Here is a 19,101-nt window from a genome sequence, read left to right on the forward strand (position 1 = left end):
AACAGTCATGCCACACGCAAAATCAAGAAAAAACTAAGGAAACTAGATGAAACGGAGCACCAACCTCACCATATCCCGGCACTGAATCCCATTTTCAAAAATCGGTTCCTCATAGTTTTGAACAAAATAATCATGGATAATCCCTTTCATTCGAAAACCGCATTTCTGGTAAAGCGCTAGCTGTTGAATGCTTGAGTTGCCCGTGCCAAGCTCAATCGACTCCATGCCTTTTTCCTTTGCTGCTCGAATTGCATGATAAACCAAAGCTTTTCCTATGCCTTTCCCCTGATGCGAATCTGCAACCGCAATATTCATCAGCTCAGCTCTTGATGGCGCAATTTCATTTAAAACATACACACCGATGATTTCTTCCCTTTCAATGGCGATATATACTTCACTAATATCTATATATTTTGAAATACTTTCTTCGGAAGGATCCGCCAGCAACAGCAATTCCATTGGCTCGTTTTCTTCATTCTTCAACTTTCTGATTGTAACCTCGCTCGTTGACTGTCCATGTTCAATTGCTTCTTTTGAATTATGTTTTAAAGCACCAAATAATTGCTCTTCCATGACAACGCCTCGTTTCGGATGGTTTCTATTATTCTATCGGGATTTGCTCCGGTTGTACAAGCTATTCAAATGTCTCGATACTAGAGGCCAGGCCCAGGCTTTGCGACTTCCCGATATCCTGTTAAAATAACCGTACCAGCTCCTTCAATTATGACTCGAAATCGACAAAGGCACTCATATTCGTTCATTTTCTGAAATATATTGCGGATTGTATTATTTCGAGATAATCCTGGTCTCTTCCATTCAAGCAATACGACAGTTCCCATAAAAAAATGAAGCTCCTTATAAAAGAAACTTCACTTAGCATTCATTATTCATATGGTTCAGGCTGCTTCAGAAAGCCATTTGCCAGCCTGCCCAAAACCACTACCCTAAATTTGCACAACACCTAATAAAATCGCGATCACCAGTAATCCAATACTCAATCCCCACATCCATAAAAACGAGAATTTCAAGTGTTTGCCCATTTCCAAGCCTGATAAACCAAGCGCAAGCCACACAGCCGGCGCAAGCGGAGATACGAATGTTCCGACAATATTGCCGATAATCATCGCATAGGCTGTCGATAACGAATCGATTCCATAAGTTAAGCCGATTTGATCCACGACCGGGAACAAGGCAAAGTAATAGGCGTCTGTGCTTAACAATAAGTCAAATGGTACGCCCAGCACCCCGATAATAATATGTAAATACTGCGCTAAAAAGCTTGGCAGAATATTAACGGCATTATTCGCAATTGCCGTCAGCATTCCAGTACCATTTAATATTCCTAAAAACAGCCCGGCAGCAATGATAATCGAAGCCATCGTTAAGGCATTCGATGCATGTGCCTGAATGCGCCCCATTTGTTCCTTCGGTGTACGGTAATTCAACGGTAAAGCGATTGCAACACCGATTAAGAATGCTAGTCCAGCAGGTAAAAGCCCCGACATTAACACAGCAAGAACAACAATTGCCAGAATCGCATTCGCCCAAATCAGCTTTGGACGTTTCAAAGATTCATCAGTTTCATTATTTAGTATACTGTTGCTTAAATCAAAGCTTAACACTTCCCCTGTCTTCGCTCGCTTTGCTATTAGGCGTTTTTCACGGAGACCCATAAATACAGCGAGTATAAGCATGAGCACAATGCCGATAATCTGGATCTTTATTAATGGATGCCAAAGCTCTGTCACATCTGTATCAAGAACTGACGCAACACGCCCTAAAGGCCCGCCCCACGGAATCATGTTTACGATCGCCGCAGCACCACCGACCAATAATAAAAGCAAGTACGGGTTCATGCCAAGTCGGACATACAGCGGCAACAGTGCTGTAATCGAAATTAAAAATGTGGATGCACCAGAACCGTCCAGCTGTGCAATGACAGCGATAATTACCGTTACAATCGCAACAAGCACGACATTCCCTTTTGATAGCGCTACCATTTTATTGATGATTGGTTCAAACAACCCGACATCCTGCATAATCCCGAAAAAGATGATCGCAAAAATGAACATAATCGCGACACTAATTACGGAGTTAATCCCATCTTCGAAAAACACGCCCAAATCATCAAACGAATACCCGACAATAAACATGGCAATCACAGGTGGAACGACCATTGCAACAATCGGTGATACACGCCCGCTTATCAACAGGCCGACAATAACCAAAATCGTTATAATTCCTACAATACTTAACATTAAACAACCCCCATTGCTTAGAATTCTTATAATTTTATGACAATTACAAGAATGGAGGAATAATGTGTTCATTTATTCAATAAGTAAAATAAAATCAATTTTGTTCATAAGTTTCACAGAGGACATAATTGCGTTCCGGACGACCGACTGTTCCATAAAGCAGCTTCGTTTCAAGAATATTCATTTCAACTAAATACTCTAAATACCTTCTTGCAGTGGATCGGCTTGTCCCGATGATTTCACTTAATTGTGCAGCCGTTAAAGTAGTGTACATTTGTTCATTAAATAAGTGAATGACCCGTTCGAGCGTAAATGTGTCAATCCCTTTCGGCAACGCCTTTTCTGGCGCCGAATTATTTTGCCGGTAAAACAGCGAATCCAGATCTTGCTGTGTAAAGTGTGTTTTCTTTTGCAAAGCCGACCGTGTAAGGTGAAGCTGCTGAAATGCTTTTTGAAGTCTTGCCTCATCAAACGGCTTCACAATATAATCAAAAACCCCGTATGAAAATAATGCTTCAACATGCGCACGCTCTGCCGCTGCTGTCACCATGATAATGCATATGCCCGGAAAATGAGCCCGTACATAGGCAACGAGTTCATAGCCTGTTACATCCGGAATGAATAAATCCATAAAAAGAACAGTTGGCGGTGTTGCTGTATGAAGGAGTGCTTCTTTTAATGAGGCACCGCTTAAAAATTGCTGTACTTGTGCTTCCGGCTGAATCGCCTTTATATAATCGGCATGAATAGCCGCAATGCGAAAATCATCTTCAATTAGCCAAATATCCATTGAATCCCTTCCTTTGCAAAATGATTAAAAAGCAAGCCCCGCCTAAATCACTTTCTTCCAATAATAATGAGCCGCCAACTTTTTTTAGTGCCTGCTCACTTATCGTTAAGCCATAGCCTCGTTCATAGCCATCCTTTGTCGTATAGCCGAGCGTAAAAATTTGCTTTGCCATTTCCGCATCGATGCCTGGTCCATTATCATGCACCTCAATGATGAGCTCATGTTTGTACTGATGAATAGACAGGTTGATTTGCTTATTCGATATGTTCGCATTATGCAACGCATCCATCGCATTTTGAAGCACATTGCCTAACGCTGTCAATAATGCATCAACTTCTTCATCATTATAATCAATTAAAACGTCGTCTGTTTCAATTGCAATTACAATACCGCGCTCTTTTGCTTCCGAAATTTTTCCTTCTAATAATGCCTGTATCAGGATGGAAGGCTGTGCTGCAAGTGCCTGCTGCTGTTTCGTCGTATCCTGCTGCTCCTGCCTTATAAACGCGATTGCCTCTTCCGTGTGGGATTGCTTTAACAGCCCGAGGATTACATGCAGTTTATTGGCAAATTCATGTGTTTTCGCACGTTGCATTTGCGCTTGCTGCTTCACAAGCATCAGCTCATTCGTCACTGTTTCATATTCCAGCTTTGCACGCAGAAAATATAAATAGCCGAGTCGCTCCCCATGCTTTAAAGGTGCCTTTGAAATAATAATTTCCTGCTGCTGCAGAGGAATTTCCAGGGCCCGAATAACCTCTTCATCAAAAAGCCGTTCAGGAAGCACTTTTTCCAGCGATAAATCTTCTTTTAATGCTGAAAGAAGCTCTTTTGCACGGGAATTGCATATGACCACATCATTATCCCGCGTCGTTAATATAATCCCGTCTGTCGTTTCCTCTAGAATTGTATGATAGGCCGAATAAAGCTTTGCGATCTGTGCAGGCTGCATACCGAGCAATTGCTTCTTTACATAAAGTGATAGCAGCACTGCGCAAATAATACCTAAAATCGCTACAAGTACCGTTATTTGAAGCCATCCCAAAAAGGCTGTATCAATTGCTTTCTTAATATCTTTCGTTAAAAATCCGACCGAAATAACCCCTATTACTTTACCATCGACGATAACTGGCACCTTCCCGCGGATGGATTCTCCCATTGAACCCGTTGTTTTGGAAACAATAGACTCTTTATCAATAAGCGCTGAATCATTATCCCCGCCGACCATCGACTGGCCGACTTTTTCACGGTCCGGATGTGTATAGCGAATCCCTTGCCTATTCCCAATCACAACAAATGTAGCTCCGATTTGCTGCCGTATATCCTCTGCGATCGGCTGAAGAATTGAAGATGGATCTTTCATTGAAAACGCGGTATTGACATCCGGGCGTTCAGCGATCAAATACGCGCTCGTTAACGCCTTTTCCCCCATCTCTTCTATAATTGATTCATTCAAATAATGATTGATCAGTAATAAAAACAGCACACAAATCGCAAAAACAATCCCGCTGATCGTAATAATGAGTCGGGCCGTTAAAGACTGCTTCAGACGAGTCACCATAGTGGTCCCCCTTTTCGAGCGTTGATTTTACTATTTTAACATGGAAATTTCGGGAGAATAATCAGAATAATATTAAATCATACTTTGGAAACTTTCTGATTTTCTCTATAATTAATAAAAAGGGGGGGATGTCCAATGCCAGTCTACAACAAACTCGTACGCGACCAAATACCACAAATCATTGAAAAATCAGGGAGTAAATTCACTGCACGTATTCTACACACTTCTGAACATTTAACTGAAATCAAGAAGAAACTCGAAGAAGAAGTGCATGAATATCAAGAGACAACAAATGCCCGGGATGCCCTGGAGGAACTAGCCGATATTTTGGAACTGATCCATGCTGCTCTTCTTATTCACGAAGCCACTTTTGAAGATCTTGAAAAAACTCGGATTGCAAAGAAAGAGAAGCGCGGCGGATTTGAGAAAGGGATTTATTTGATAAAGGTCGGCGATGAGTAAGTTAAAGCTTCATACATCAATCCTCATTCAAAGTAGAACGCTTCCGGGATATTAGAAGATTCTCGCTTGAAAGTAGAACCGGCCAGGCCGAAAGTAGAACTCAGCGCCTTGAATGTAGAACAAAGACCGGAGAAAGTGGAACAGAGCGGCTCAAAAGTAGAACGCTTCCCGGATATTAGAAGATTCTCGCTTGAAAGTAGAACCGGCCAGGCCGAAAGTAGAACTCAGCGCCTTGAATGTAGAATAAAGACCGGAGAAAGTGGGGAACAGAGCGGCTCAAAAGTAGAACGCTTCCCGGATATTAGAAGATTTTCGCTTGAAAGTGGAACCGGCCAGGCCGAAAGTAGAACTCAGCGCCTTGAATGTAGAATAAAGACCGGAGAAAGTGGAACAGAGCGGCTCAAAAGTAGAACGCTTCCCGGATATTAGAAGATTTTCGCTTGAAAGTGGAACGCGGCATGCTGAAAGTAGAACTCAGCGCCTTGAATGTAGAACAAAGACCGGAGAAAGTGGAACAAAGCGGCTCAAAAGTAGAACGCTTCCGCGATATTAGAAGATTTCCGCTTGAAAGTAGAATACGCCAGGCCGAAAGTAGAACTCAGCGCCTTGAATGTGGAACAAAGACCGGCGAAAGTGGAACAGAGCGGCTCTTTTGATACACTCTACACAATTTCACCGAAAAACAAGTACCTATTTCTAATTGTTTCATATGATTTATATGAAAGGGGGAGAAGGTTATCGTCTATACGGAAACGATTGATCTTCAAGGTCATTCATTTACTGCCGTGACCGTTCAATTACCTAAAACAACATTGCTGACGATTTCGAATGAACGTGGCTACATTATGTGTGGCGCACTGGATGTCGGGCTGTTAAATGAGAAATTGGCCGATCGCAAAATCATTGCTGGCCGTGCAGTTGGTGTGAGAACAATCGATGACTTGCTAAAAGCGCCATTGGAATCCGTCACATACGAGGCGAAAGCGTACGGCATCGAAGAAGGCATGACTGGTGAAGAAGCGTTATTAAAAATGATCTAAAATGGTTGGATAGCCAAATACGGAGCTATCTGCAAATTTCCCTCCGCAAAAATGCCTGGCCTAAAGTTACGTTAAATTCTTTCATGACAAAAACCGCTCTTTCATTTACCCGAAAAAGCGGTCTCCATTTTTTCATTGTCTATTTTCAGGTATAATCACATTCTTTTTTCAAATCGCTCTATTATAATAAGAGGCCTTGTTTCCTTTACATCTCTTTACAGCAAGAAGCTCTTCCAATTTCTGAATATATTCAGAATCCGTTGATATTCTTGTAAGGCTCGTTAATAAATATGGTCTCAATCCGGAATTTATTTTTTTGCATCGCGCAAGACTGATCAAATACTTGGCCATCTTAAATGACTTTAAGTGGGTATGTCCGTTTTTGAACTCCTTCTTCGTATTGACAACCATAAATTCCTGTTTGCGCCCTTTATAGAAAGGAATAATAATATACTCATCTTTTTTAAAAATTTGATTCATATTATCTACATCCTTTTCAAATATATTTATGAACGATCTTCATATACGGAAAAACATATTTCATGGATTTTCCGTGTACGCCCCCTCCCGCTTTCTTATTTTATAGATCATACTTCTCCTTACCCTAGTTATCGGTTACTATATTCATAATCCAATAAAAAAATCACTTTTTAGGGTAATATTAACAATGGGGGTAGGATTTTTACATCTCTTCATACAGCGGTCGAACACTAACGATATATTGGTTTAATCGTGGAATATATTAACTCTCCAGTTTCAGTAAATGCCCGAATATTTACAGGCATTAGCATCTCGTCTTCTGATTCAACAAAGAAAAATTGTGCACCTCCATCACTAATGATTAAAGCATCTTCAAAGAAGTCTTTCTTCGTTTCAACCTCTATCCTGTTAATCATAGGATTGATGATTTGACCAAAATAGTATGAACTGGTTTCTCCGCTTGAACCTGATGCACTCCAAGTAAATTCATCATCTTCCATAGGTGGATAATATGTTGAAATTAATGTAGATTTATATCCCTCATCACCTCTTAGTTCCCAATACCCTAACCAATTCTGCTCTAGCCGGCCCATCATAATTGCATCTCTATTTCTAAATATCGTTAACCAGTCCCCGTCTATTTTCTTTACAAAATAGACCTCTTCTGTTACTGAAGACCAGTTTTCCGTATTTTGAAATACATCCTCTTCTGCAGGTAGTTGTTTGTGATTATAAAATAGAAATACAGTTATCAATCCTGTGAATATGCCAATCCCTATAAATATGTTCCTCATTAATTTCCACCTCTCTTTTTCTTTAATTAAAGGTGCTGATGCCGCTATATTTATTGTAGCGGGCCGAGAAAAAAAGGCCAACTTGAACAACGCGCAAAAGCTGCAATGAAAATCCTTCATAATCAAAATAGCGGCTCCTCAAAAATTAAACCTCTGCTGTCCATGTTCGAAGCAGCAATTTTCTAATGATGCTACAAATATAATCATAGCATTTTTTCCCATTCCAATTGTTATACTTATTCTTCATTTTATTCGAGCGCAGTACTCTTATCATCCTTACTAAACAATCTCTTCTCCATCGATGCATTTTTTCAGCCTCTTATCGTATGTGCTGATCCTTCATGCAGAATGACCCCTGGCAGTTGAAGCGTAACTTTATTCCACTTTTTTCGTTGTATTTACTAAGGAAACTAATTCGAACGCTATTTTGAATTGATGGTGCTTTGAATAAGCTGTTATAATAACTGCGTCAATCACATAAGGAGAGGTATCAGATGAAAACTGTTTATCATTGTTTAATAATGTGGATACCGTTTGCAGTATTCTTTTCCTTAGCAACAATCGGAGTAGAATTATTAGAAGGCGATAAAATTCAGACGTCGGAATATATAGGACTGAATGATGCGCCCGTCTTTCATTTCTTCATTGAGGCAGCTTTCGTCATAATCGTCTATCCCGTTTCGTTTTTCCCGCTAACATTTATCGCAAGTAAATACGTCAGAAAACCGGAATTGAAATTATTTTTATTTCCTTTATTCGGGGGATTTATAGGAGCGGTTGTTTTTGCAATAAAATATAATAATCTTTTTATAGAAGCATACAATTTAAATATTATTAGCTCAATTATTCTTTTTGGTGTTGCCGGTTTACTCTTTGCCTTATGTGAAATAGCCGTTAAGAAAAATATTAAATTTGCTTAATTAATGAAAAGCGCATTTGCTGTAAATGAATTTCGCATCAGTGCATATTAGCTTATTCATCAGTTTCTGCAATCTTTTTAATTCTGTTGCCCGTTGCATTATAAACTTTGTCATATAGCTCTATTAAAAAACCGGCATGAAGAATATTGACTCCATGTCGGTTTAAACTCGTACCTATACTTATGTTTACTGCGAGGTTTCATTTTTTCAATGGCTATCCGCATAGACATTCACTCGATTGCGCCCTTCTTGCTTCGCTGCATACAAAGCTGTATCTGCTTTATGCAGCAGCTGATAGAGTGTTTCCCCTGTCCATTCCTTTACTTCAGCAATTCCAATGCTTAAAGTAGCCGAAATACTTCCCTCTGTAGTAATAAGCGGCTCCATCTCCACGGTTCTGCGAAGTCGGTTTCCTAATGCCTCGCCTTCTGATTCTTTGTATCCCTTCATTGCAATGACGAATTCCTCCCCGCCGTAACGAGCGAAGAAGTGCCCTTCCTGCAATTGAGTTTGGCAAACCTTTACGACGTGCACGAGCAATTGGTCACCAACATGATGGCCATACGTATCATTCACCCGCTTAAAAAAATCGATATCCATTAACATGATTGTAAATGGAGAGGACATTTCTTTTGCCGCCATAAAATCCTGCTCACATTGCTGCAAAAATGCGCGCCGATTATAAATCTTTGTAAGCTCGTCATAATAAGCCTGCTGCTCCAATTGTACTTGCAGCCTTTTGACCTCTGTCATATCGGTAAAGACTAATAACAGACCTTTGCTATTGTTCGCTTGGTCCAATGATGTAGTACGCACCTGATAAATACGCTCTGAATCATCGGATGCCAGTCTTAATTCCTGATTGTGCACAATATCGGTCCCTAATTTGAATGGCAGGGCATCTCCTGTCTGCTCCGTCCAAATCTCACCGAAATTCCTGCCGAGCATTGATTTATCCAACTGTGGCAATATTGCTTTGCAAGCTTGATTGAACTCAATAAGCCTGTATGATTCATCCACCACTATAGCGCCATCATTTATGCTGTTGAATATCGTGTTTTTGGCAATCGGCATAATTGTAAACAGCCGGGATGTGCTGATAGACCATAAATACAGCAGCGAAGAAAGCCATAAAACCATTGGAACCGGGTCAATTCCTGCAGGTGTCGCTCCTATCAAATACAGAAACGCCGTCAGCATCGGAACAAACTGACCGAACATTAACGCAATAAGCTGCGGACGATATGCCTTAGCCGTTTCTTTCCAGTGAGAGATTAACAGTATAAAAGCTACAAACATGCAGGCAAATGTGTACACACCATGGACAATATACCAAACGCCAATCTCCTGATAAACGTAAGGAGCCCCTAAATCCGGGTCCAGTTCAAACACTCGGTAATGAAGATGATGCCAGTTATTCGTCGCCACCATTATAATTGTAATAAAAGGTATAAGGAGCATGAGAATATTTCTTTTTACTGTCACGTTAATGCCTAAATAGGTCATAATAAATAATAATCCTAAAGGTGAAGACAATGGCATCCCTACATAAAGGATGATTGTCCAAAAATTGATTTGCCCAAGTGTCGTAGAGATTAAGCTCATAGCCGAAGCAAAACAATAAATGCCTATCGCTGCTGTATAAAAAATAAAATAGTTTGCGATATTCGTATAGTTATGACGTTTCTTAAATGCATAGAGACATAAGTACAAATTAAGCACGCCTGATGTACAAACAAGCGTAATATACATGGTCAATTGCGAACCCATTGTTGGTTACCCTCTCTTAGTTAACACTTTTTAATTTAACTGTAGCATATTATAAAAAATAAATGGATACTTTATTTACTAGATAAGGGAAACGTAAAACAACCAAATTCAAGAAAATCATTTATGTTGTGACATCTTATTTTTGAAATAAAAAGAGTACCCCAAACTAATGTTAGAGGACTGTAAATCAGTCTTACAACATCAATCTGAGGTACTCTCCTAGCTTTTATTCTGCAGTATTTCCTTTAAAACCTTTCATAGGCAAGTGATCTATCCCTAATTTTGCTAATTGAGCTTCTGCATCATCGATAAGGTCTTAAGCTTTTTCCTTTGTAGCATCGTCTAAATCAGCCAGGAAACCACTATGGCGCCCATCATCACCTTTTATTGTGTAATGAATCATCAATCAGTCAAAAAGATTATCAGCACCATCCTACTAATACAATAGTTCGGAAAAATGAAATCCATATCCAGTAAATTCGGTATAATAAATCTATCATGTTTATTTTACGGTTGTAATGAAGCACTTGGAGAGGATATACATATATGAAAATAACACGAATAATCAAATATAATTTAATCCGTCTGTTCCGGCTTAAATCTGGTCCACATCAAGTATCGCTAGGGGTGACTATCGGTTTTATCCCTAGCTGGCTTCCTACCTTTGGGTTGGGCCCCGTTCTTTCCGTTAGTATGGCAAGACTCGTGAAGGCGAATACCGTTTCAGCACTTGTCGGTGGTGTCATGGGAACTCTTATTTGGCCGCTCCTTTTCTTCTTAAATTATAAGATCGGGAGCTTACTATTGGATAGAAAAACAAGAATAGATGAACTTGAAGAAGTAGAATACATAGATGCTATCGAACATACTTATACAGGAATTGTTAGTTCCCATTCCAGTGGATTCATATTTCTGACAGGAGCATTGTTCAATATACTCATTTCCTCAGTCCTAATTTACATAATAGTGTATGTAATATTTAAGAAGTACCGAGTGGGGATTTTAAATAGGATTAGATGAAAAATTTTCAAAGATCACTTTAGACCTGTAAAACTTAAAGCTCATTGTTGCGCTGTATTACCAGCAATTTAATATATGAACAAACACAGTAACGGCACCGTATCTCCATCGACAACGAGTATTATATAACATTTTTATGAATATTATGCTGAACGGGCCTGCAAAGTCAATTGCACGATTGCCGCGGGAATAAATGAGTAAAGCTTATCGGTGGTACTCTAAGCGAAAGTTTAAGTTCTTGTTTGAAATGTTGTTCAAAATCGCCCAATGCATCTTCCACAGTTTTGTAACCTATTTCAGGATACATTTTTTCATAAGGATCAGGCTTAACATTTACAGTTGCATATATGGTCAAGGAAAACAACAAACAAAATGAAATCAACAAAAGTGTAATAGATCTGGTCATCTTCTTTAACCTAGATGTATTTTAGGTGTAGTATTCCCAGTCTGATTAAAATTATCAAATTGACGTAGCTTGTTAAACTAATTCACTGCATTGTAACTATTTTACTTCCTTATCATTTTTATCCGTAATAATAATTTCGTATGGAATTTCTTCAATCGATAACTCTTCTCTTTTCAACTTTATGATTATATCTACATATTCTGCAATTTGATTGATCTTTTTATCGGGATTTCCGAACCATTTAGGTGAATCGATGTTAGTTTTAATAATAATTTGTAATGGTTCCGGATGGAATGAATAGGCAAACCCCCGATATTCTTCAAACCTCTTGTTCGTTTCTTCACTTATCGCACTAAGGATTGGCTGCCATTGTTGATCACGTATTGCACTTTCGCTTTTTTTTTCGAATCTTAACCGTATAATCAAAGTCCGTTTTTGATTGAATCATTTGACCGAAGATTTTTTCGAGTTCTTCAATTTCTTTACTGTACTCTAAATCTTCCTTCGTTCCTTGTATTTCAATAATGAATTCATTATTCGGATTCGTTAAGACTGAGTTAGAAGGGTATCCCTTTTCCTTTAATAAAGCCCTAATTTCTTCAACAACTTTCATCATAGAATTCCTTGACTTTTCATCTTCTTCGCTCAATGTAGGCAAAGGCAAGTTTTCCAAAGTGAGAAAATCTACTTTAAAATCTTGAAATCCAATCGTTTTTGCAGTATTATAAATGATCTTTTCAATGTCCATTTGATTGGCTTTTAAAAACGCTTTATCCGGAACCTGCACCGTTAAATTTCGCTCTTCATGTGAAAACCCTAAATTAACTTGATACCCATTATTGTTTAGCTCCTGTGAACCTATTGTCAGAAACTGTTCCAACTTCTTTTTTTCCGTTTTAGTTTCTTCCATACTTTTAACTAAAATATCCTCTAGTTTTTCCGTATTTACAGATGCTGACTTGTTTGATTCATTTTTAACTAACATATAAGATACCGAAATGATGAATAACAACACAACAAAACCAGTTAATACTTTTTTCAAAATACCGCCTCCTTAATCTTTAATAAATTAAATACAATATCAACACACCCAATCCATAATATGGAATAAATTTCTGTTCTTTCGTACAAAGTGCTCCCTATAAATAGTGAAAAACATAAAACCCTAAATTCCGAATTACCATCAAGAATCCTAATTAATCACTTTTCCATTCATTTTCACTTTAATTTTAAAAGTTTTACTATTAGATACTGAATTCAATTCTTCTGAATGTAATATTTCATTTGCCTTTTCTTCAATTTCTAGTGCAACTTTACGTGCATTTTTATCCGAATCTTTTATTGAAGTATGTACGATAATAATTTGCTGAGTATCAATACTTATTTGATCAACTACTTGATAATTCCTAAGGCCTTTCATTAACGTCTTAAGTATGAACTGGTGTTCTTTATTGATCATTTCATCTGTATCACCAATCCAATCCCATCTTTCAAAAACAACTATATAATCTTCTAATACAGTATTTTTAATGACACCTTCTGCAATAAATTCCATGTCCATTTTCACTGACTTTAAATAGCCTTCATCTCCCACTACTTGTATGACCAATTCTTTGTTTGGAGTCGTTTTGACGTCAACTCCTACATATTTCTTATGGAGCTTTACCATTAACTTTTTCAGTATAGATTCTTCTATAGTGTTCAAAGACTCTAGTTCTTCTACTTTTTCTCTGGAAGAATCAAATAGGAACGGGTTATTTAACAAGTTAAACGATGTTATTCCTACTATAAATATTCCAGCAGTTATCAATATCCTTTTTGACATATAACACCTCCTGTAAAGAGGGTATGTCCCTTGCTCCAAGAAAAACACTATGTCCATGTTTATTTGAAAAATAAAGCACTTGGAAAATGACCCAATTCATTAAGAAAAGCGCATTTCTTGTTGCAGAAATGCGCCCGTTCGCTGAAAACCTTTATTAAACTAAGTACCCGTTTGTCTAAATTACATGTTCATAATATATTTTCTCCATCGATATACCCTTCAAACTTTTACGGTCTCTGCGGAATCGCCATATCTTCCCACGAATAATTGGGTGCAGTTGCAATCCATAGTGTATCTCCCATAATATCCACATCATTAACGATGAAATCAACCGCAACAAACACTTTTTCAGGTTTGCCTTCATCTTTCGTGTTGATGGAATAAATAGCTTCTTCCCTATTTGTATATCCGAATAATTTCTCTCCTTTTTTAATAAATTTAAAGACCACTTCATCCACTTGCATTTTTGTCCAATTTCCCTCTTGAAGTTGTCGGATCCAAATTCCACTTTTTGTTGTGATGAACAGCCTATTATTAATCACTTTCATATCTAGTGGTTCATCATTACTGTTCGGCATAGTGATTTCAATCCACCCATTACTTGTCTTTTGTAGAATCTTCCTTTCTTCTGTGAATCCTACCAAGTCACCATTCTCTGATATTTGAACCGCATCAAATGGTTTCGGGACTATAGCTTGTTCCCAACTCTCTCCTTGACTGGTCGTGTAGTAAATAGTTCCGCCTGACAGCACAGCTATATGGTTGTTGATTGAATAATCGATGTTCTCAATTGCTTGGTCTAATGAAAGAATTTTCATTCCTTTACTTTTTGATGTTATACCAGCCCATAGCTCTTTTTCCGTTGCTGCAAATAATTGGTCATTCCTATCAAACCATGCCTCTGTTACATAATTATCAGGCTGGAGTTCTGTCCATGTTTCTCCATTGTTATGGCTCCATTCAATAAAAGGTTGCTTGGTTGTACTAAATTGTGTTGGCTTTTTGTCTCCCCATACAACTACTTTTTTATTTCCAGTGACAATCCCCGTAATCGCCATCCCTTTTTTTATTAGGTTACCGGTATGATCTGTACCCATACGTTTGGATATTAATCCTCCGCCATATGGTAATTTATGAATGGCGCTGACCACATCTCCGTTTTGAGCATTGAACGATATTCGGGTAAAATAATTATCTTGGTCAACCCCAATTACTGTAAGGATTGGAATACCTTCAATACTATTAAGTGTAAAATGGTATCCTGTTGCCCAATCTTTGCCTTTTTTAAGTCCAAATTTATCCTTTGCCAGTTCGAGAACATCAGAGCTATCCAATTTAATCTCATCGTAGGGTATTGCTGGACCCGGAGTTTGCCTATTCGGTCTAAACTCGGTGATTTTCTTTTCTGAAATACCAACCAGCACATAATCTTCTGTACCTGGAACTATAAAAATCATAAACCAATTAAAGCGTTTCCCTGTTTCTCCTCTTGAGCCTCCCATCTTTTCATCCACACTGTTGATACTTTCGAGTGTTGCGTTTACATTCCATTCTTTTGCTTTCCGGAGTCCAATATTAATCGCTTCTTTTAGCGTAACTTCACCATCTGAAGCGATTCCTTCGCGATCAAATAAATTTCCAAAAACTAAAAAAATAACGAACAAACAAGCGAGTGCTTTTAAGAACCTCAAAATGATCACCGTCCTATTACTAATAGGTACATACATTAATGCGCCTATTAATAAGGTTGGTGTAATTACTTCGTTATATCCTACTTAAATTCAATATAAGCAAACAAAAAAATCCCTAAAAATAGGAGCACTTTTAGCAATCAGTGAAGGCTTTTGAAACAAAGGCATAAAAGATATTGCTCACCTATGTCTGGATGCATCAGTAAAATAGAACTGCATGATATGAAAGGTAAAATGGTCATTGACATGGTAAAATAAAGAGTTGTAGAACCAGGAGGATTGGGGAATCCCGGACCTCGTTAAAGTAGAGAGGATTAAACTATGGATAGAAAAAGAATGAGTAAGAAAAAGAAAAGAAAACCGAAAACACAAACTCTTTCCAGTTTTGGAAAAGGAGGTGGAAACAGGGAAAAAGAAGATAGGCAAAGAGGCAGAGCACCATTTTTGGCATTCGGTTGTTTAGGTATCTTCATTTTAGGTTTCGCAGTATTTCTCCTATATGATGCATACCTGTTCGACTATTTGGAAGATACTAACTGGCTAGCACCTCAAATAAATTTGTACTTCTCTCTTTTCGTTTTCTTTTTAGTGCTAGGTTTATCTTTGTTTTCAGGGTTATTCTTTAAAAAGGCACGTAAAAAGATAGGTACTTACATAACAGCATTGATTGGGGCAGGTGTTCTGTGGTTAAGTGGACAGGCCTACATAGACGGAAAAGAGGCTATAGAAGATACAGAAAACTATAAAAGTGGAAATTACGCTACAGTAACAGGGGTAATTGAAGACTACAGATTATTCATACCAAAGGGAAGCAGTGGTTACATAACATCAGTGACCATCAACGGAACTGGCTATGATGTTGAAGGGTATATCGGTGTGGATGAAGCAAAAGAAGGGGTAGGCAAATTGAAATTAAAGATCCATTACCTGCCCAAATCTAAATTTGCTATGATCGTAGAGTTTTATGACGAGAACGGTGATGTAGCAAAGATGGTTGATAAACGTACCTTGAAGGCACTTGAACAACACAAAAACGATTAATAATATGAGATAATATTTATTCTTACCAGCATCAAAATTAACTACAACACAGTCTTTACTTGAACAGAAATAGTGATTTACATACGCATGTAAGTTACTATTGCAGCCGGTTTAAGTAATGACTGACTTTCTTGTAATCATTTTGCACTTTACGCCTATTCTCACTTCATTAACCTTATTACTACAGCAATCCATCGTTCTCCCACCTTTACTTATGATTTCTACAATCTGGCAACAGCCGGTTCCCCTTTTAACGCCATAGCCATTAGCGCTACACGCCATGTATGTTCAGCCACACTTTCCCTTCGACCATCAGAGAGCCAACTATGCCGTAATTCTTTCTTTAACACTTCTCCTAATTTAATTAACTCTAATGTATTTCTCAATTTATCCATTTTCTTGTAACACCTTCAATTTTCAAGTTCTGCTCCCGATTAGGGATTATAATTATCAACTAATTCATAGCATCTTTCTTCTGTAAGATTTGCAAGCACAGACACATATTCCAAGTGTTCCTGTGTACCACCTTTATATTCCTGCGATGCTGCCAATGCACTATCATCTCTATAGTTTATCCAGTTCCGTTGTTTTTCTCTTAATCGCTCCATCTCATCTGGCGGCAGTTGCTCCTTTAAAACTCCATAAATTTCATTCAACAATTCATCCCAGATCTCCCATCTTTCGTTTTCCACTTTTTTCAAAGCAAATGTCGATGAGTCGGATGCTTCTAATTCGTCCACTTCATTTTTAGTATCGTTTAATTTTTTGAGAAGTATTGTGTTTGTATCATTAGTTATCGGATTTTCGTCTTTACTGTCTGTATCGACTTTCCCTGCATTATTGGCGCTCTTTTCAACATCTACTGAAGAGTTTTCTGTTGTGTCTTTTTGTACATCTGTCAAGTTTTTATTTGATACGTTGTCATCTGAATCTTGAGCTGCTGTGTTATTTGATGACTCATTGTTTGAATTTGCACTTGACTCACTAGAGGAGTTTTCACAACCAACCAATATGACTAGTACTAGAGTAAATATTATCATTACTATTCTTCTATCATTCCGCAATTTTAAAACCTCCTCATTGAAAATAATACTGTATACTCTACCCCATCAACAGAGATGGGTGAATTGAGAGAAAAATATTTCGTCTGTAAGAAAGCTTCCCTCCCCCTCTCTTGTACTAGCTGGCCTATTCTCAAGAAGACGCTTTTCTTATTTCAGAAAAGCGTCTAATTGTTGATTCCTATGACCTCACCAATATAAAGAAAATGTTATTTAGCTATAAAGCGTTCTACTTTGACAATCTGATCCATAGTAATTTTTGGAGTAACACCTTGCATCCATCCATCCTCAAAATTGCCTGCCCATTCTTTAGGACGACTCTTAAGCCAATCCATATCGAATAACCGCTCCCATGTTTCTTTGATCTCATGAAATAAGTATCCACGTTTATCAAACTCATTAAATTCCATTTCATCAAAGGTAATTGGCCCTTTGTTTAATATAGAATGCCACTCTTCAAACGGAGACCAAAGAATATTCTCTTTCGGGATATCCAACTTTAAAATGACTCCTTTTGTTCCTTTTTTAAAAAGTCCCTGTTCATTGCGATTAACCCGTCGTTCCCATACCCATATTGGCGGTACCTCGCTTTTATAATGAGGAAGCCGCTTTTCCATTTGATCCATCATCCACTTATATTCTTCCGGGAACATTGCATATTTAAAATTCCCCGTTAAGTATCCCTGTTCCCGCATTAATTTGTAGGTGCTTAGTCTTTGTACAGTATAAACAATCATAACTTTCTCCCTCGTATGTAGTATTGCAATCCACAATAGAATAACGACAAAATTCCAGTTTACTAATCCCAATAATTAAACACTAAATCCCCTACTGACTGTGATCTGAAATGAACCATAAAGCCTAGCTCAACATCATTAAGGTCATGTTCATTCATTAGAATAGTACCACTCGCATTAGTGTGATATAGTAAGGGCTCCGTTAATTGGGATACGGTTAATACCCTATAGCGGTTTTCAAACAGGGCGCTCAATAATGGATGGTCAGTAAAATCTAAGCCGCCAATTTCAAAATTACTACTAAAAGCTACATAATCATACATATCATTATAAAAAATATATACCTCTTCCCCACCGATTTTCACATATGCATGGACATAGCCAAAATCAATATCCGGGTCATACCAGGCCAGCACGCTGCCATTCACCTGCTGAACATACGAGTAGCAGTATTTTTTAAATTCAGCATGATGTGCCGCCCAATCGCGTTCAAGTGATAAATCCCCTGCAGTAAAGCCCGTTACACCTCTTTTTAAAATCATGTACAAAGCCCCTTCTCTTGCATTCAATATTTTCGGTATGTAATGACAGTTTTGCCCGTGTGTTGAATTAAGTTCACTCCCCTACACTCAATAACCATTTACGTAATTTTGCCTTCGGGTAATACACTTTACTGTTTATAATAATATGTGGAACGTCAGAATGCTCTTTGATTAAAGTCTTTGCATCTTCTTTTGATATCCCCATAAAATAATGTACATCACTTTCTCTTATCAATTCGTGTTCATCGTCTTCTTCCAATGAATCCATAATACTTTTTGCATTTGGATTTTTAAAATTCTTTAATCCATCTCCAATAAAATAGCCTGCAACTGCAATACCTATTGCTATTATTATAAAATTCCACTCCATTATTTTCCCTCCATAAAAAAACATTTATTTTACTTATGATTAAATATCAACAGCTCAGCGCTTATTCGCTGCTGTTCTTCACTTGACCTTACTACAGAAATCCAAATTATTATAATATAACTGTTGGTCAAATGTAATCTTATGGCCCCGTTTCTTCACCCCTTGAATGCGCACGATTGTTGCATAAAGGTGGCATCTGTTTTAACCAAATACAATCTTAAGCATATTGATGTTCCCAAGTATGATTTTAAAAATGGTGGATGTAATATAGAGTCATGGACATAATCGAGCTAAGTTAGTAAAATAACTTATATGAGAGGACGTGTCCGACAT

General features: G+C 37.9%; 22 protein-coding genes and 1 pseudogene. 7 read left to right on the plus strand and 16 right to left on the minus strand.

Going from position 1 to position 19,101, the window contains the following annotated elements:
• Positions 1 to 42: 42 nt before the first annotated feature.
• The 4 genes from ACTHOQ_RS12155 to ACTHOQ_RS12170 form a co-directional block, all read right to left on the minus strand.
• Complete coding sequence (locus tag ACTHOQ_RS12155; protein WP_440496435.1) at positions 43 to 459, minus strand: GNAT family N-acetyltransferase; 417 nt, start codon at positions 457 to 459, stop codon at positions 43 to 45.
• A gap of 485 nt (positions 460 to 944) precedes the next feature.
• Complete coding sequence (locus tag ACTHOQ_RS12160; protein ID WP_440496410.1) at positions 945 to 2,258, minus strand: CitMHS family transporter; 1,314 nt, start codon at positions 2,256 to 2,258, stop codon at positions 945 to 947.
• A gap of 94 nt (positions 2,259 to 2,352) precedes the next feature.
• The gene (locus ACTHOQ_RS12165) at positions 2,353 to 3,048 is read right to left on the minus strand and encodes a response regulator (protein WP_440496411.1); all 696 of its coding nucleotides are present in this window, start codon (positions 3,046 to 3,048) and stop codon (positions 2,353 to 2,355) included.
• Positions 3,029 to 4,609, minus strand: coding sequence for an ATP-binding protein (locus ACTHOQ_RS12170; RefSeq protein ID WP_440496412.1), 1,581 nt, complete (start codon positions 4,607 to 4,609; stop codon positions 3,029 to 3,031). Before ACTHOQ_RS12170 ends, ACTHOQ_RS12165 begins: the two co-directional genes overlap by 20 nt.
• A 135-nt stretch (positions 4,610 to 4,744) precedes the next feature.
• On the opposite strand from ACTHOQ_RS12170, the gene ACTHOQ_RS12175 reads away from it, so the two are divergent.
• The 4 genes from ACTHOQ_RS12175 (at position 4,745) to ACTHOQ_RS12190 (ending at position 6,111) form a co-directional block, all read left to right on the plus strand.
• Complete coding sequence (locus ACTHOQ_RS12175; RefSeq protein WP_440496413.1) at positions 4,745 to 5,071, plus strand: nucleoside triphosphate pyrophosphohydrolase; 327 nt, start codon at positions 4,745 to 4,747, stop codon at positions 5,069 to 5,071.
• 66 nt (positions 5,072 to 5,137) lie between these two features.
• A complete protein-coding gene (locus ACTHOQ_RS12180) occupies positions 5,138 to 5,500 on the plus strand; it encodes a hypothetical protein (protein ID WP_440496414.1) in 363 nt (120 codons plus the stop codon).
• 11 nt (positions 5,501 to 5,511) lie between these two features.
• On the plus strand, positions 5,512 to 5,727 hold the full coding sequence (locus ACTHOQ_RS12185) for a hypothetical protein (protein ID WP_440496415.1): 216 nt from the start codon (positions 5,512 to 5,514) through the stop codon (positions 5,725 to 5,727).
• A 129-nt stretch (positions 5,728 to 5,856) separates the two neighbouring features.
• Positions 5,857 to 6,111 (plus strand): YunC family protein, encoded by a 255-nt coding sequence (locus ACTHOQ_RS12190; protein ID WP_440496416.1) that lies wholly within the window; start codon positions 5,857 to 5,859, stop codon positions 6,109 to 6,111.
• Positions 6,112 to 6,279: 168 nt separating this feature from the next.
• Here ACTHOQ_RS12190 and ACTHOQ_RS12195 read toward each other — a convergent pair whose 3' ends face one another.
• Positions 6,280 to 6,591: a hypothetical protein gene (locus ACTHOQ_RS12195; RefSeq protein ID WP_440496417.1), complete on the minus strand. Its 312-nt coding sequence runs from the start codon at positions 6,589 to 6,591 to the stop codon at positions 6,280 to 6,282.
• Positions 6,592 to 6,821: 230 nt separating this feature from the next.
• Entirely contained in the window at positions 6,822 to 7,511 is a 690-nt protein-coding gene (locus ACTHOQ_RS12200) for a hypothetical protein (protein ID WP_440496418.1), read from the minus strand.
• A 368-nt stretch (positions 7,512 to 7,879) separates the two neighbouring features.
• On the opposite strand from ACTHOQ_RS12200, the gene ACTHOQ_RS12205 reads away from it, so the two are divergent.
• Positions 7,880 to 8,305 (plus strand): hypothetical protein, encoded by a 426-nt coding sequence (locus ACTHOQ_RS12205; protein WP_440496419.1) that lies wholly within the window; start codon positions 7,880 to 7,882, stop codon positions 8,303 to 8,305.
• A gap of 207 nt (positions 8,306 to 8,512) precedes the next feature.
• Here the strand turns inward: ACTHOQ_RS12205 and ACTHOQ_RS12210 are convergent, their stop codons facing one another.
• Positions 8,513 to 10,075, minus strand: a complete 1,563-nt coding sequence (locus ACTHOQ_RS12210; protein ID WP_440496420.1) for a histidine kinase N-terminal 7TM domain-containing diguanylate cyclase — start codon at positions 10,073 to 10,075, stop codon at positions 8,513 to 8,515.
• A 546-nt stretch (positions 10,076 to 10,621) separates the two neighbouring features.
• Between ACTHOQ_RS12210 and ACTHOQ_RS12215 the strand changes: the two genes are divergently transcribed.
• Positions 10,622 to 11,095 (plus strand): DUF2062 domain-containing protein, encoded by a 474-nt coding sequence (locus ACTHOQ_RS12215; protein ID WP_440496421.1) that lies wholly within the window; start codon positions 10,622 to 10,624, stop codon positions 11,093 to 11,095.
• A 502-nt stretch (positions 11,096 to 11,597) separates the two neighbouring features.
• Here the strand turns inward: ACTHOQ_RS12215 and ACTHOQ_RS12220 are convergent.
• From ACTHOQ_RS12220 to ACTHOQ_RS12235, 4 genes are all read right to left on the minus strand, one after another.
• Positions 11,598 to 11,927: a hypothetical protein gene (locus ACTHOQ_RS12220; protein WP_440496422.1), complete on the minus strand. Its 330-nt coding sequence runs from the start codon at positions 11,925 to 11,927 to the stop codon at positions 11,598 to 11,600.
• Positions 11,878 to 12,543, minus strand: a complete 666-nt coding sequence (locus ACTHOQ_RS12225; RefSeq protein ID WP_440496423.1) for a hypothetical protein — start codon at positions 12,541 to 12,543, stop codon at positions 11,878 to 11,880. The genes ACTHOQ_RS12220 and ACTHOQ_RS12225 overlap by 50 nt, the downstream gene beginning before the upstream one ends.
• Positions 12,544 to 12,693: 150 nt before the next feature.
• On the minus strand, positions 12,694 to 13,326 hold the full coding sequence (locus ACTHOQ_RS12230; protein WP_440496424.1) for a hypothetical protein: 633 nt from the start codon (positions 13,324 to 13,326) through the stop codon (positions 12,694 to 12,696).
• Positions 13,327 to 13,553: 227 nt separating this feature from the next.
• Entirely contained in the window at positions 13,554 to 15,017 is a 1,464-nt protein-coding gene (locus ACTHOQ_RS12235; protein ID WP_440496425.1) for a beta propeller repeat protein, read from the minus strand.
• 321 nt (positions 15,018 to 15,338) lie between these two features.
• On the opposite strand from ACTHOQ_RS12235, the gene ACTHOQ_RS12240 reads away from it, so the two are divergent.
• Positions 15,339 to 16,058: a hypothetical protein gene (locus ACTHOQ_RS12240; protein ID WP_440496426.1), complete on the plus strand. Its 720-nt coding sequence runs from the start codon at positions 15,339 to 15,341 to the stop codon at positions 16,056 to 16,058.
• Positions 16,059 to 16,306: 248 nt separating this feature from the next.
• On the opposite strand, the pseudogene ACTHOQ_RS12245 reads toward ACTHOQ_RS12240, so the two are convergent.
• The 5 genes and pseudogenes from ACTHOQ_RS12245 to ACTHOQ_RS12265 all read right to left on the minus strand — a co-directional run.
• Positions 16,307 to 16,453, minus strand: a pseudogene (locus tag ACTHOQ_RS12245) (HD domain-containing protein); the annotation flags it as partial.
• A gap of 39 nt (positions 16,454 to 16,492) precedes the next feature.
• On the minus strand, positions 16,493 to 17,122 hold the full coding sequence (locus tag ACTHOQ_RS12250; RefSeq protein ID WP_440496427.1) for a lysozyme inhibitor LprI family protein: 630 nt from the start codon (positions 17,120 to 17,122) through the stop codon (positions 16,493 to 16,495).
• A gap of 206 nt (positions 17,123 to 17,328) precedes the next feature.
• Positions 17,329 to 17,856, minus strand: a complete 528-nt coding sequence (locus ACTHOQ_RS12255; RefSeq protein ID WP_440496428.1) for a DUF3841 domain-containing protein — start codon at positions 17,854 to 17,856, stop codon at positions 17,329 to 17,331.
• Between the two features lie 62 nt (positions 17,857 to 17,918).
• Entirely contained in the window at positions 17,919 to 18,398 is a 480-nt protein-coding gene (locus ACTHOQ_RS12260) for a hypothetical protein (protein WP_440496429.1), read from the minus strand.
• 73 nt (positions 18,399 to 18,471) lie between these two features.
• Entirely contained in the window at positions 18,472 to 18,768 is a 297-nt protein-coding gene (locus ACTHOQ_RS12265; protein ID WP_440496430.1) for a DNA-binding protein, read from the minus strand.
• Positions 18,769 to 19,101 lie beyond the last annotated feature (333 nt).

It is taken from the genome of Solibacillus silvestris (genome assembly GCF_051967575.1).
Lineage (GTDB): Bacteria > Bacillota > Bacilli > Bacillales_A > Planococcaceae > Solibacillus > Solibacillus silvestris_B.